General features: G+C 57.5%; 9 protein-coding genes. 7 read left to right on the forward strand and 2 right to left on the reverse strand.

What is annotated here, in order from left to right; translation table 11 throughout:
* Positions 1-5: 5 nt before the first annotated feature.
* The 3 genes from glgC to glgP are packed head-to-tail and all read left to right on the forward strand — an operon-like array spanning position 6 to position 5,200.
* Entirely contained in the window at positions 6-1,301 is a 1,296-nt protein-coding gene (glgC, locus tag ACMWLG_RS12975) for a glucose-1-phosphate adenylyltransferase (RefSeq protein ID WP_023309510.1), read from the forward strand.
* Positions 1,301-2,734, forward strand: coding sequence for a glycogen synthase GlgA (gene glgA, locus ACMWLG_RS12980; RefSeq protein ID WP_023309509.1), 1,434 nt, complete (start codon positions 1,301-1,303; stop codon positions 2,732-2,734). Before glgC ends, glgA begins: the two co-directional genes overlap by 1 nt.
* Positions 2,735-2,752: 18 nt before the next feature.
* Positions 2,753-5,200: a glycogen phosphorylase gene (gene glgP, locus ACMWLG_RS12985; protein WP_045355952.1), complete on the forward strand. Its 2,448-nt coding sequence runs from the start codon at positions 2,753-2,755 to the stop codon at positions 5,198-5,200.
* 95 nt (positions 5,201-5,295) lie between these two features.
* On the opposite strand, the gene glpD is transcribed toward glgP, so the two are convergent.
* Entirely contained in the window at positions 5,296-6,804 is a 1,509-nt protein-coding gene (gene glpD / locus ACMWLG_RS12990; protein WP_045403338.1) for a glycerol-3-phosphate dehydrogenase, read from the reverse strand.
* A 250-nt stretch (positions 6,805-7,054) separates the two neighbouring features.
* On the opposite strand from glpD, the gene glpE reads away from it, so the two are divergent.
* The 3 genes from glpE to ACMWLG_RS13005 are packed head-to-tail and all read left to right on the forward strand — an operon-like array spanning position 7,055 to position 9,040.
* The gene (gene glpE, locus ACMWLG_RS12995) at positions 7,055-7,387 is read left to right on the forward strand and encodes a thiosulfate sulfurtransferase GlpE (RefSeq protein WP_045403340.1); all 333 of its coding nucleotides are present in this window, start codon (positions 7,055-7,057) and stop codon (positions 7,385-7,387) included.
* Positions 7,388-7,434: 47 nt separating this feature from the next.
* On the forward strand, positions 7,435-8,265 hold the full coding sequence (gene glpG, locus ACMWLG_RS13000) for a rhomboid family intramembrane serine protease GlpG (protein WP_045403342.1): 831 nt from the start codon (positions 7,435-7,437) through the stop codon (positions 8,263-8,265).
* 16 nt (positions 8,266-8,281) lie between these two features.
* Positions 8,282-9,040 carry a DeoR/GlpR family transcriptional regulator gene (locus tag ACMWLG_RS13005; RefSeq protein WP_008503060.1) on the forward strand — a complete coding sequence of 253 codons (759 nt, stop codon included), beginning with the start codon at positions 8,282-8,284 and terminating at the stop codon, positions 9,038-9,040.
* A gap of 98 nt (positions 9,041-9,138) precedes the next feature.
* Here ACMWLG_RS13005 and malT read toward each other — a convergent pair whose 3' ends face one another.
* A complete protein-coding gene (gene malT / locus ACMWLG_RS13010; protein WP_029742188.1) occupies positions 9,139-11,844 on the reverse strand; it encodes an HTH-type transcriptional regulator MalT in 2,706 nt (901 codons plus the stop codon).
* 586 nt (positions 11,845-12,430) lie between these two features.
* On the opposite strand from malT, the gene malP reads away from it, so the two are divergent.
* Positions 12,431-14,824 carry a maltodextrin phosphorylase gene (gene malP / locus ACMWLG_RS13015; RefSeq protein ID WP_045403348.1) on the forward strand — a complete coding sequence of 798 codons (2,394 nt, stop codon included), beginning with the start codon at positions 12,431-12,433 and terminating at the stop codon, positions 14,822-14,824.
* Positions 14,825-14,831 lie beyond the last annotated feature (7 nt).

Raw genomic sequence — 14,831 nt, forward strand, 5'->3', positions numbered from 1 at the left:
TAGTCATGGTTAGATTAGAGAAGAACGATCCCTTAATGTTGGCGCGCCAGCTACCATTAAAAACGGTTGCCCTGATACTTGCGGGTGGACGTGGTACCCGTCTGAAAGATTTGACCATCAAGCGCGCGAAACCGGCCGTTCACTTTGGTGGTAAGTTCCGTATCATCGACTTTGCGCTCTCCAACTGTCTCAACTCGGGCATTCGCCGTATTGGCGTCATTACGCAGTATCAGTCGCACACGCTGGTTCAGCATATCCAGCGCGGCTGGTCATTCTTCAGCGAAGAGATGAACGAGTTTGTCGATCTCCTTCCCGCTCAGCAACGCGTCCACGGCGAGAACTGGTATCGCGGAACGGCGGATGCGGTGACGCAGAACCTCGACATCATTCGCCGCTACAGCGCGGAATACATCGTGATCCTCGCCGGGGACCATATCTACAAGCAAGATTACTCCCACATGCTCATCGACCACGTCGAAAAAGGGGCGCGCTGCACCGTGGCGTGTCTGCCTGTGCCCGTTGCTGAAGCGACGGCGTTTGGCGTGATGCACGTGGATGCCGACGACAAAATTATCGACTTTGTTGAAAAACCGGCTAACCCGCCAACCATGCCGGGCGATGACACCAAATCGCTCGCCAGCATGGGGATTTATGTCTTTGATGCAGATTATCTTTATGAGCTGCTGGAAGACGATGACAAAGACGAAAACTCCAGCCACGACTTCGGTAAAGACATCATTCCGAAAATCACTAAAGCTGGCATGGCGTATGCACATCCTTTCCCGCTGTCCTGCGTGCAGTCCGACCCCAATGCGGAACCTTACTGGCGCGATGTGGGAACCCTGGAAGCCTACTGGAAAGCGAACCTCGATCTGGCATCGGTCACGCCTGAGCTGGATATGTACGACCAGAACTGGCCGATTCGTACCCATATGGAATCGCTGCCCCCGGCCAAATTCGTGCAGGATCGCTCCGGCAGCCACGGTATGACGCTGAACTCGCTGGTGTCCGGCGGGTGCATTATTTCAGGCTCGGTGGTGGTGCAGTCGGTGCTGTTCCCCCGCGTGCGGATAAATTCATTCTGTAATATCGATTCGGCAGTCTTACTGCCTGATGTCTGGGTAGGGCGCTCGTGCCGTCTGCGTCGCTGCGTTATCGATCGTGCCTGCGTCATTCCAGAAGGGATGGTGATTGGTGAGAACGCGGAAGAAGACGCGCGTCGTTTCTATCGTTCGGAAGAGGGGATCGTGTTAGTCACACGGGAAATGTTGCGGAAGCTGCAGATCAAACAGGAGCGATGATGCAGGTTTTACATGTATGTTCTGAGATGTTCCCGTTGTTAAAAACGGGCGGTCTGGCAGATGTTCTGGGCGCATTACCGGCAGCGCAAATCGCCGGAGGCGTGGATACCCGAGTCCTGCTGCCCGCCTTTCCGGATATCCGGCGCGGTATTCCCGATGCAAAAGTGGTGACCCGCCGTGAGACCTTCGCCGGACGCATCACCCTGCTGTTTGGACATTACAATGGCGTAGGGATTTACCTGATCGACGCGCCGCACTTATACGATCGACCGGGCAGCCCGTATCACGATACGAACCTGTTCGCCTACACCGATAACGTGCTGCGCTTTGCGCTGCTCGGCTGGGTCGGGGCAGAAATGGCGACGGGGCTGGATCCGTTCTGGCGCCCGGATGTGGTGCACGCGCACGACTGGCACGCCGGGCTTGCCCCGGCGTATCTCGCGGCGCGCGGCCATCCGGCCAAATCGGTCTTTACCGTGCACAACCTGGCGTATCAGGGGATGTACTATGCCCATCACATGAGTGAAATCGATCTGCCATTATCGTTCTATAACATGCACGGGCTGGAATTTAACGGGCAGATCTCGTTCCTGAAAGCCGGGCTGTACTACGCCGATCACATCACGGCGGTGAGCCCGACCTACGCGCGTGAGATCACCCAGCCGGAGTTTGGCTACGGCATGGAAGGGTTGCTGCAGCAGCGCCACCGCGAAGGTCGCCTGTCGGGCATCCTGAACGGCGTGGATGAACAGATCTGGAGCCCGGAGACCGATCTCCTGCTGGCGGCGCGCTATGGACGTGATTCCGTGGAGGACAAAGCGGAAAACAAACGCCAGCTGCAGATTGCGATGGGCCTGAAGGTTAACGACAAAGTGCCGCTGTTCGCGGTGGTCAGCCGCCTGACCAGCCAGAAAGGGCTGGATCTGGTGCTGGAGGCGTTGCCCGGTTTACTGGAGCAGGGCGGACAGCTGGCGCTGCTCGGCGCGGGCGACCCGGTGCTGCAGGAAGGTTTCCTTGCCGCCGCGGCGGAACATCCGGGGCAGGTGGGCGTGCAGATTGGCTACCACGAAGCGTTCTCGCACCGCATCATGGGCGGTGCGGACGTCATCCTGGTGCCGAGCCGTTTCGAACCCTGCGGCCTGACGCAGCTTTACGGCCTGAAATACGGCACGCTGCCGCTGGTGCGCCGCACGGGCGGGCTGGCGGACACCGTATCCGATAGCTCTCTGGAAAACCTGGCGGACGGTATCGCCAGCGGGTTTGTCTTTGAGGACAGTAATGCCTGGTCGCTGCTTCGGGCGATTCGGCGTGCTTTCGTCTTGTGGTCCCGTCCATCGCTCTGGCGTTACGTTCAGCGTCAGGCGATGTCCATGGACTTTAGCTGGCATGTCGCGGCGCAGTCATACCGCGATCTCTATCAACGCTTGATGTAACGAGGCGAAGTTACTGATATGAACGCTCCATTTAGCTACTCTTCACCCACGCTCAGCGTTGAGGCGTTAAAGCACTCCATCGCCTACAAGCTGATGTTCACCATCGGGAAAGATCCGGTTATCGCCAACAAGCACGAGTGGCTGAACGCCACCCTGTTTGCGGTGCGTGACCGCTTAGTTGAACGCTGGCTGCGCTCAAACCGCGCCCAGCTCTCGCAGGAAACGCGTCAGGTTTACTACCTGTCGATGGAATTTTTGATTGGCCGCACGCTGTCCAACGCGCTGTTGTCGCTCGGTATTTATGACGATGTCAAAACCGCACTCGAAGAGATGGGGTTAGATTTAGAAGAGCTGATCGACGAAGAGAACGACCCGGGCCTCGGTAACGGCGGCCTGGGGCGTCTCGCCGCCTGCTTCCTCGACTCGCTGGCGACGCTGGCGCTGCCGGGCCGCGGCTACGGTATTCGCTACGACTACGGTATGTTCAAACAGAACATCGTCGACGGGCGCCAGAAAGAGTCGCCGGACTACTGGCTGGAGTACGGCAACCCGTGGGAATTCAAGCGCCACAACACGCGTTACAAGGTGCGCTTTGGCGGGCGTATCCAGCAGGAAGGGAAAAAATCCCGCTGGGTGGAAACGGAAGAGATCCTGGCCGTGGCCTACGACCAGATTATCCCCGGCTACGATACCGACGCCACCAACACGCTGCGCCTGTGGAGTGCCCAGGCCAGTAGCGAAATTAACCTCGGTAAATTTAACCAGGGTGACTACTTCGCGGCGGTGGAGGATAAAAACCACTCCGAGAACGTGTCCCGCGTGCTGTACCCGGATGACTCGACCTACTCGGGTCGCGAGCTGCGCCTGCGTCAGGAGTATTTCCTCGTTTCGGCGACCATTCAGGACATCCTCAGCCGCCACCATCAGCTGCACAAAACCTACGCCAACCTGGCGGAGAAAACCGCGATCCACCTTAACGACACCCACCCGGTGCTCTCAATTCCGGAGCTGATGCGCCTGCTGATCGACGAGCATAAGTTCAGCTGGGATGACGCCTTTGAGGTGACCTGCCAGGTGTTTTCATACACCAACCACACGCTGATGAGCGAAGCGCTGGAGACGTGGCCGGTGGACATGCTCGGCAAAATCCTGCCGCGCCATCTGCAGATTATATTTGAGATTAACGACTACTTCCTTAAGACGCTGCAGGAGCAGTATCCGAACGATACCGGCCTGCTGAGCCGTGCGTCCATCATTGATGAGTCGAACGGTCGTCGCGTGCGCATGGCCTGGCTGGCGGTTGTCATCAGCCACAAGGTCAACGGCGTGTCCGAGCTCCACTCGAACCTGATGGTGCAGTCGCTGTTTGCGGACTTCGCGAAGATCTTCCCGACGCGGTTCTGCAACGTGACCAACGGCGTCACGCCGCGCCGCTGGCTGGCGCTGGCCAACCAGCCGCTCTCTGAGGTGCTGGACGAGAATATCGGCCGTACCTGGCGTACCGATTTGAGCCAGCTGAGCGAGCTGGAACAGCATATTGATTTCCCGACGGTGAACAAAGCCGTGCGCGAAGCCAAGCTGCTGAACAAAAAGCGTCTGGCGGTCTGGCTGGCGATGCACCTCAACGTGGTGGCAAACCCGAAAGCGCTGTTCGACGTTCAGATCAAACGCATCCACGAATACAAGCGTCAGCTGATGAACGTGCTGCACGTGATCACCCATTACAACCGCATCAAGGCCGATCCAACGGCCGAATGGGTGCCGCGCGTGAAGATCTTCGCCGGTAAGGCGGCTTCCGCCTACTACATGGCGAAGCACATTATTCATCTCATCAACGATGTGGCGAAGGTGGTTAACCAGGATCCGGATATTGGCGACAAGCTGAAGGTGGTATTCATTCCAAACTACAGCGTAAGCCTGGCGCAGATGATCATCCCGGCGGCGGATCTCTCTGAGCAGATTTCCACGGCGGGTACGGAAGCATCCGGCACCAGTAACATGAAGTTTGCCCTTAACGGCGCGCTGACCATTGGTACGCTGGACGGGGCGAACGTCGAGATGCTGGAGCACGTGGGCGAAGAAAATATCTTTATCTTCGGTAACACGACGGAAGAGGTGGAGGCGCTGCGCAGGAAAGGCTACTCGCCGCGTCAATATTACGAAGAGGATGAAGAGTTACGTCAGGTGCTGACGCAGATCGCGACCGGCGTGTTTAGCCCGGATGAACCGAGCCGCTATCGCGATCTGGTGGATTCGCTGATTAACTTTGGCGATCACTACCAGGTGCTGGCGGATTATCGCAGCTACGTGGACTGTCAGGATAAGGTGGACGAACTGTACCGTCAGCAGGAGAAGTGGACCAGCGCCGCGATGTATAACATCGCTAATATGGGCTATTTCTCGTCCGACAGGACCATCAAGGAGTATGCCGAGACGATCTGGCATATTGATCCGGTGAGGTTGTAAAAGCAAAACGGCAACCTCGGTTGCCGTTTTTAGTGTTTGTTCCCTCTCCCTGTGGGGGAGGGTCAGAATGAGGGCAACAGCCCGCACCGATCGTATTACGACGCCAGCGACAGCTCACGTTTCCCCGCATTTTGCTGTAACCACTGCGCCACGCGAGACTGCTGCTCGGCGTTGAGCCACATACCTTCTTTGGTACGACGCCAGATAGCATCATCCAGACGACGAACCCACTCGTGCTCAACCAGGTAGCGCAGCTCGGCTTCATACAGCTCGTGGCCGAAATGCTCGCCCAGATCCGCAATGTCCTTCGCATCGCCCAGGAACAGCTCGGTATTGCTGCCGTAGGTGCGGGCATAGTGGCGCGCCATCCCTTCGGTGATGAACGGGAAGCGACGGCGCAGCTTGGCGGCGTAATCATCGCGATTGTCGCCGATATCACCGCCGGGCAGTACCGCGCCTTTGGTCCATGCCGGGCCAATGCCTTTATAGTACGGCGCCAGTTTTTCCAGCGCGTGCTCGGCCAGCTTGCGGTAGGTGGTCAGCTTGCCGCCAAACACGGAAAGCAGCGGCGCCTGGCCGTCAACGTCGTGAATATCGAGCGTATAGTCGCGGGTAATCGCCTGCGGTGAATCAGACTCGTCATCGCACAGCGGACGCACGCCGGAGTAGGTCCAGACCACGTCATCGCGTGACAGCTGCTTCCTGAAGTGCGCGTTATACACTTTGAGCAGGTAGTTCACTTCGCTCTCGTCGATCTCGACGTTCTTCGGATCGCCTTTGTACTCCACGTCGGTGGTGCCGATGATCGAGAATTCGTCCATCCACGGGATCACAAACACGATGCGCTTGTCTTCGTTCTGCAGAATGTAGGCCTGCTTCTGCGTATGCACGCGCGGTACCACAATGTGGCTGCCCTTGATCAGGCGAATGCCGTACGGCGAAGGCAGATGCATGCCGTCGTCGAAGAACTGCTTCACCCACGGGCCGGTAGCGTTCACCAGACCGCGCGCTTTCCAGCTAAATTTCTCGCCGGTATCGATGTCTTCCGCTTCCACAATCCACAGGCCGTTTTCACGACGTGCAGAGGTCGCGCGGGTGCGGGTTTTCACCTCGCCACCTTTCTTCTCGACCATCTGGGCATTCGCCAGCACCAGGCGCGCGTCGTCCACCCAGCAGTCTGAATATTCGAAACCGCGCACAATTTCTGGCTTAAGGACCGATTCTGAGCCAAAACGCAAACCTTTCGAACCCGGGAGGCTGGTGCGTTTACCCAGATGATCGTACATAAACAGACCAATACGGATCATCCACGCCGGACGCAGATGCGGGCGATGGGGCAGGCGGAAGCGCATCGGAATCGCCAGATGCGGTGCCATTTTCAGCAACACTTCACGTTCGGCCAGTGCTTCACTGACCAGGCGGAATTCGTAGTGTTCCAGGTAGCGCAGGCCACCGTGAATCAGTTTGGAGCTGGCGGACGACGTCGCGCAGGCGAGATCGTTAGCTTCCAGCATCAGTACGGATAAACCGCGTCCTGCGGCATCGACCGCAATACCGGCACCGTTGATGCCACCGCCTATCACAATCAGATCTTTGGTTTCCATAACACCCTCATGCACTTTCGTTAAAGCTCAGAAATGTTCGATATCGCTCATAATAGCAAAGGAACGCGCTTTTGGTAACATCAAAAAAACAATTTAGAGTGATATGGATAACATAATGGCGTTTACCCGCCGCCAGGACGTACACTACGGGGTAAAATAGTGCGACTAACTTTTCTCCCTCTCCCCGTGGGAGAGGGCTGGGGTGAGGGCATCAGCGCGCACCCAACCTGAACAACAGAAAGAGAACACCATGGATCAGTTTGAATGTATTAACGTAGAAGAAGCCCACCAGAAGATGCACCAGGGAAAAGCGGTGTTGGTGGACATCCGCGATCCGCAGAGTTTTGCGATGGGCCATACGCCGGGCGCGTTTCATCTCACTAACGACACGCTGAGCGCGTTTATGCGCGATAACGACTTCGAGACGCCGGTCATGGTCATGTGCTACCACGGCAACAGCAGCAAGGGCGCGGCGCAGTATCTGCTTCAGCAGGGCTACGACGCGGTATACAGCGTCGACGGCGGCTTCGATGCCTGGCATCGTCATTTCCCGGCAGAAGTGGAATACGCTTTTGAGCGCTGATCCCGCTATACTGTCCCCTTTTGTGTGGAAATAAGCGACCGCTGCCCATGTTGATGATCACCTCTTTTACCAACCCGCGCGTCGCCCAGGCGTTTGTCGACTATATGGCGACGCAGGGCGTTATTCTGACCATTCAGCAACATAACCAGACCGACGTCTGGCTGGCCGACGAGAGCCAGGCCGCGCACGTAAACGAAGAGCTGGCGCGTTTTCTTGAGAACCCCGGCGACCCGCGCTATCTGGCGGCCAGCTGGCAGTCCGGGCAGACCGACAGCGGATTGCACTACAGCCGTTTTCCCTTCCTCGCCACCATCCGCGAGCGCGCCGGCCCGTTTACGCTGCTGCTGATGGCGGCCTGCATTATCGTCTTCATTATCATGAACGTGGTGGGCGACCAGAGCGTGATGATTGCTCTGGCCTGGCCCTATGACCCGTCTCTTGAGTTTGACGTCTGGCGCTACTTTAGCCACGCGCTGATGCACTTCTCGGTGATGCATATCCTCTTCAACCTGCTCTGGTGGTGGTATCTCGGCGGCGCCGTTGAAAAGCGTCTGGGCAGCGGCAAGCTGATCGTTATCACCCTTATCAGCGCCCTGCTCAGCGGCTATGTGCAGCACAAGTTCAGCGGGCCGTGGTTCGGCGGGCTGTCGGGCGTCGTGTATGCCCTGATGGGCTATGTCTGGCTTCGCGGGGAGCGCGATCCGGAAAGCGGCATTTATCTGCAGCGCGGATTAATAACCTTTGCGTTAATATGGCTAATTGCCGGGTGGTTTGATCTGTTTGGTATGTCTATCGCCAACGGTGCACACGTTGCCGGGCTGGTCGTGGGGCTGGCGATGGCCTTTGCCGACACGCTCCATGCGCGAAAACGAACATAATTCTCAGGGATAATTGATGAAACAAACACAACGTCATGACGCTATTATCGAACTGGTAAAAAAACAGGGATACGTCAGCACCGAAGAGCTGGTGGAGCAGTTTGCCGTCAGCCCACAAACCATTCGTCGTGACCTGAACGACCTGGCCGATCAGAACCGCATTCTTCGCCACCACGGCGGCGCGGCGCTGCCGTCCAGTTCGGTCAATACCTCCTGGCACGACCGTAAAGCCACGCAGACGGCAGAGAAAGAGCGCATTGCCCGCAAGGTCGCCAGCCAGATCCCGAACGGCGCGACGCTGTTTATTGATATCGGCACGACGCCGGAAGCGGTCGCCCATGCGCTGCTGGATCACGAGAACCTGCGCGTGGTCACCAACAACCTGAACGTGGCCAATACCCTGATGCAGAAAGATGACTTCCGCATCATCCTCGCGGGCGGCGAACTGCGCAGCCGCGACGGCGGGATTATCGGCGAAGCGACCCTCGATTTTATCTCTCAGTTCCGCCTCGACTTCGGCATTCTCGGGATCAGCGGCATCGACAGCGACGGCTCGCTGCTGGAGTTTGATTATCACGAGGTGCGCACCAAGCGCGCGATTATTGAGAACTCACGCCACGTGATGCTGGTGGTAGACCATTCGAAGTTTGGCCGAAATGCGATGGTGAACATGGGCAGCATCAGCATGGTGGATGCGGTCTACACCGACGTGATGCCGCCAGCGGGCGTGATGCAGGTGATTAAAGATAATAATTTGCAGCTGGAATTGTGCTAGGACTTGTGTCGGGTGGCGCTGCGCTCACCCGACCTACAAAACTTTCTCCCTCTCCCTGTGGGAGAGGGCCCGGGTGAGGGCATCAGGCCGCACAAAACCTAAACGCCATACCCCATCATCTTCAACAGCTGCTGCGCATGCTGTACCGCATCCTGACGATGCGCCACGCCCAGCTTCTGATACAGATTGCGGATATGCGTTTTGATGGTGGTCGCCGCCACCGCCAGCTCGCCGGCAATCTGCTCGTTGCTGTAGCCTGAATAAATCAGCCCCAGAACCTGCCATTCGCGCTGGGTGAGCGGGCTGGTGCGGATAAGCTCCGGCACTTCCGGGTGGTTCAGCAGACGTTCAACAAAGTTCTCATCGAAATGCGCGAACTTGTGCCGATGATGCTGGTTAATCTCGCGCAGAATGCGCTGGGCGCGATGCTGATCCAGTTCCGGCAGCGTGTTGAGCTGAATAAGCTGACGCAGCTGCTGCGCCATCACTTCACCTTCAATCACAAAGTGGCTGATAAACCCGGTGCGGTTAGCCAGCTGCAGCGCTTCCAGCAGCACGCGCTGGGCATCGTTTTTACGACCCGCCTGCCAGTAAAGCTGGTTCAGCAGCAGCAGGTTACGGTTCAGGTCGCTCATCAGACGCAGGCTGCGCGCGTTCTCGTTCAGCTCCTCCAGCACAATCTCAGCGGGCTCTAATTCACCGAGCAGGATCTGCGCGCGGGCAATGTTGCGCCACTGGCTCTGCAGGAAGTGGTTGTTGGCAAATTCCGGTTTTGGCGTCTGGCGCAGCCAGTTGGCGGCAGATTTTTTATCGCCGGTCATCTGCCAGTAAATCACCCGGACCTTGTCGGCGTTTGACACCCAGTCGCTATGATACTGACCGTTGCCGAGCAGGTTCTCCAGGCGGTTCAGATGGTTGCGGGCGTTATCGAGATCGCCGCGCGCCAGCGAGCATTGCACCAGCAGCGCCAGGCACTGCAGCTGCTGCTGAGGCTGGAAGCTGGAAAGGACATCCACACCCTGGCGGGCGCAGCTTTCCGCTTCATCCAGACGCGACCAGGCCCACAGCAGCTGAGCGCGAATACGCAACAGGAACTCGTGCATCGGCAGCTGTTCCAGATGCTGCTCGCGAATCAGCTGGAACGCTTTCTCCTGGTTTTCCCAGGCGGCCTGCAGGAACCCCTGCGCGAATAAAATCTCGCTCTGCTGGATCAGGCTCCACAGCGCGTAGTGCCAGACATCATGACGACGCGCCATCTGTTCGGTTTGCTGCATCAGTGAAAGCGAGCGCGTGAGATCGCCTTTGCAGTGCAGCACTTCGCCGTGGACGGAGGTCGCAACGATGCGGCTGTAGAAGTTGGCCAGCGGCAGTTCATCCAGCGCGACCATCGCCAGCCGTTCAGCTTCGTCCGGGTCGCCGTCGTTAATGGCCACCTGAGCGCGCAGCGCGTTGAACTCGCCGTGCAGGGTGGTATCCATCTCGCTTTCCATCTCCTGCTCGGCGCGCGCCAGCAGGGTGTTCACTTCGCTGTAGCGGTGCTGGCTCTGCATCAGCCAGGCCTGCAGCAGCACCAGACGCGGGTTCTCCAGCAGGCTTTCCCACGGCAGGGCTTTGAGAGACTCTTCCAGCAGCGTCAGCTCGCTGTGGTTAAACAGGCCCCACGCATGATTGAGGAGGATATCGCGCAGCATGCTGGCATCACCGGCGGCCAGCGCGTGGTGGATGGCCTCGCTCGGGAAGCCTTGCGCCATCCAGCTTTCGGCAGCGGCGCGGTGGATCTCCGGCAGTTCAACCGCCAGTTCCCACTGACAGCGCTGGCGCAGGAAGCTACCAAACAGCGGATGATAGCTAAACCACTCGCCGGGATCGTCCATGCGCGTCAGGAAAAGGCCCTGACGTTCAATCTCTTCGAGCTGCAGCTGACCGTTTTCACACCCCGTCACGCGCACGATGAGCGCATCGTTCATGGAGCGCAGCAGAGAGCTTTTCAGCAGGAAATTACGCGTCGAGGGATCGACGCTGTCCAGCACCTCATCCACCAGGTAGTCAGAAAGGTGACTGGCGTTGATGCCCGCCAGACGCCGCGCAGACTGATGCGCCGGACTGTTGTTTTGTCGGGCAGAGAGCGCGATAAGCTGCAGCGCCGTGGCCCAGCCGGCAACGTCATCACACAGACGGCTGCTTTCGGCGGCCTCAATCGGTGATGTCAGGCGGCAGTCAAAGAACTGTTTCGCTTCCTGGTGGGTAAAGGCCAGCTGCTGGCTGCCCACTTCCAGAAGCTGATCGCGCACGCGCAGGTTGGCAATGCCCAGCTGCGGCAGGTTGCGTGACAGCACCACTAAAGTCAGGTTTTCCGGCTGATGGCGCAGGAAGAAACGCATCGATTCATGAATCACCGGATTCGTGATGAGATGGTAATCGTCGATCACCACGTAAAGCGGGCGATGCCATTCGGCCAGTTCGATAAACAGCTGAGAGAAAAGGGAGGACAGGCTGGCGTACTGGCGCTTTTGCACCATCACCTCACTGGCGACGCAGTGTCCATGGGTGGCTTGCTGTATGGCGGCAATCAGATAGCTGGCAAAACGCTCCTGCTGGTTATCACCCTCGTCGAGGGAGTACCAGCCAAGATCGCTTTTACCCGCGGCCCATTGCGAAATGAGCGTTGTTTTTCCATAGCCTGCAGGGCTCGTAACCAGCGCCAGTCGGAAATTATGCGCGCCGGAAAGTTTAGCCAACAGACGCTCGCGGACCACTGTATGGTCAAGACGAACCGGGCGACTTAATTTAGACGGAATCAACATAGGTTTCACTTCACTGTGGGGAACGAGAGATTTTATTTTTTTTGCGCTTCGTAATTAATACGATATAAGGTCGAACAGAAAGAGAACTATTGCAAGTTATGTCTGGGTTTTGTGGTTCTGAATTTGCACTCTGTCACAAAACATTCAGGCAAATGTTGGAACTTTCTCGAAAGGGCCGTAACGCCGCGTCACTGCTGGCTTGTCTGTATACATTGCCGCTGCGCTGAAACTGGTTTCAGAAAGGTATAGTGACGTCAAATTTAATAAAGTGCGGGTAAAGTTGAGTGAGAGTAATAGTCTCCGGAGATGTAACCCGATGACTAAATTATTATTCTACGTAAGTAATCATTTCAGAACGGATTAATCTCACCCGAAACTGCATTTCATTTCTTTGACATTCTCCCCGATTACTTTTTTATCTTCCGGGCACACTCGAACTATGCTCTGAGAGTGGCCTCGATCACACTTTTATGCTCATCCCCGCTACTCCTCCCTGTCTAATCCCCCACAGGAGGAGGAAGAGGGGAAATGAGCCAGGCACACTAGCGCCAACTTGTGTTTTCTTTCTAAAGGATGCCGATCCCCTATGTCACAGCCTACCTTCAACAAAGCTCAATTCCAGGCTGCCCTGACGCGTCAGTGGCAGCGTTTTGGCCTTCATGCTGCAAACGAGATGACGCCTCACCAGTGGTGGCAGGCCGTGAGCGGTGCGCTCGCAGAGCAGCTGGATGCTCAACCGGTGGCGAAGCCTGTTAAAGGCCAGCGTCACGTGAACTATATCTCTATGGAATTCCTGATTGGCCGTCTGACGGGCAACAACCTGTTGAACCTTGGCTGGTATCAGGACGTCGGTGACGTCCTCAAAGAACACGACATTAACCTGACCGACCTGCTCGAAGAAGAGATTGACCCGGCGCTGGGCAACGGCGGCCTGGGCCGCCTGGCAGCCTGTTTCCTTGACTCCATGGCGACCGTCGGCCAGTCGGCGATCGGCTATGGTCTGAACTACCAGTACGGCCTGTTCCGTCAGTCGTTTGCCGATGGCCATCAGATGGAAGCGCCGGACGACTGGCATCGCAATACCTATCCGTGGTTCCGCCACAACGCGCAGCTGGATGTGCAGGTCGGCATTGGCGGGAAAGTGACAAAGCAGGGGCTCTGGGAACCGGCGTTCACCATTACCGGTGAAGCCTGGGATCTGCCGGTGCTCGGCTATCGTAACGGCGTGGCGCAGCCGCTGCGTCTGTGGCAGGCGAAGCACGCGCATCCGTTTAACCTGACCAAATTTAACGACGGCGATTTCCTGCGCGCCGAGCAGCAGGGCATCGACGCCGAGAAGCTGACCAAAGTCCTCTACCCGAACGACAACCACCTGGCCGGTAAAAAGCTGCGCCTGATGCAACAGTACTTCCAGTGCGCCTGCTCCGTGGCGGACATTCTGCGTCGCCATCACCTGGCGGGCCGCAAGCTGGCGCAGCTGCCGGACTTCGAAGTGATTCAGCTCAATGACACGCACCCGACCATTGCGATCCCGGAACTGCTGCGCGTGCTGATCGACGAGCATCAGCTGAGCTGGGACGACGCCTGGGCCATCACCAGCCGTACCTTTGCCTACACCAACCACACTCTGATGCCAGAGGCGCTCGAGTGCTGGGATGAGAAGCTGGTGAAAACGCTGCTGCCGCGCCACATGCAGATCATCAACAAGATTAACGACCAGTTTAAAATCCTGGTGGATAAAACCTGGCCAGGCAGCAAAGCGGTCTGGGCGAAGCTGGCGGTGGTTCACGATAAGCAGGTGCGCATGGCGAACATGTGCGTGGTCAGCGGCTTTGCGGTGAACGGCGTGGCGGCGCTGCACTCGGATCTGGTGGTCAAAGATCTCTTCCCGGAATACCACCAGCTGTGGCCGACCAAATTCCACAACGTGACCAACGGCATCACGCCGCGTCGCTGGATCAAGCAGTGCAACCCGCTGCTGGCCGGTCTGCTGGATAAGACCCTGAAGAAAGAGTGGGCCAACGATCTGGACCAGCTCATCAACCTGGAAAAACAGGCTGACGACGCGAAATTCCGCGAGCAGTACCGCGCGATCAAGCTGGAGAACAAGGTTCGCCTGGCTGAGTTCGTGAAAATGCGTACCGGGATTGAGATCAACCCGAATGCCATTTTCGACATTCAGATCAAACGTCTGCACGAGTACAAACGTCAGCACCTGAACCTGCTGCACATTCTGGCGCTGTACAAAGAGATCCGCGAGAACCCGCAGGCCGACCGCGTGCCGCGCGTGTTCCTGTTCGGTGCGAAAGCGGCGCCGGGCTACTACCTGGCGAAAAACATTATCCTCGCCATCAATAAAGTGGCGGCGGCGATCAACAGCGATCCGAAAGTGGGCGACAAGCTGAAGGTGGTGTTCCTGCCGGACTACTGCGTCTCGGCGGCTGAAATGCTGATCCCGGCGGCGGATATTTCCGAGCAGATCTCTACCGCAGGTAAAGAAGCATCCGGTACCGGCAACATGAAGCTGGCGTTGAACGGCGCGCTGACCGTCGGTACGCTCGACGGGGCCAACGTCGAAATCGCCGAGAAGGTGGGTGAAGAGAACATCTTTATCTTCGGCCACACCGTGGAAGAGGTGAAAGCCATCAAGGCTAAAGGCTATGACCCGGTGAAATGGCGTAAGAAAGACAAGGTGCTCGACGCGGTGCTGAAGGAGCTGGAAAGCGGTAAATACAGCGACGGCGACAAGCACGCGTTTGACCAGATGCTGCACAGCATGGACAAACACGGCGGTGACCCGTATCTGGTGATGGCGGACTTCACGGCCTACGTTGAAGCGCAAAAGCAGGTCGACGTGCTGTATCGCGACCAGGAGGCCTGGACCCGCGCGTGCATTCTGAACACTGCCCGCTGCGGTATGTTCAGCTCTGACCGTTCAATCCGTGATTATCAGGCCCGTATCTGGCAGGCAAAACGCTAAGGAAGCG

Origin of the sequence: Enterobacter sp. 01-M-02-SI-ECC (assembly GCF_047530595.1) — a bacterium.
Classification (GTDB): domain Bacteria; phylum Pseudomonadota; class Gammaproteobacteria; order Enterobacterales; family Enterobacteriaceae; genus Enterobacter; species Enterobacter cloacae_M.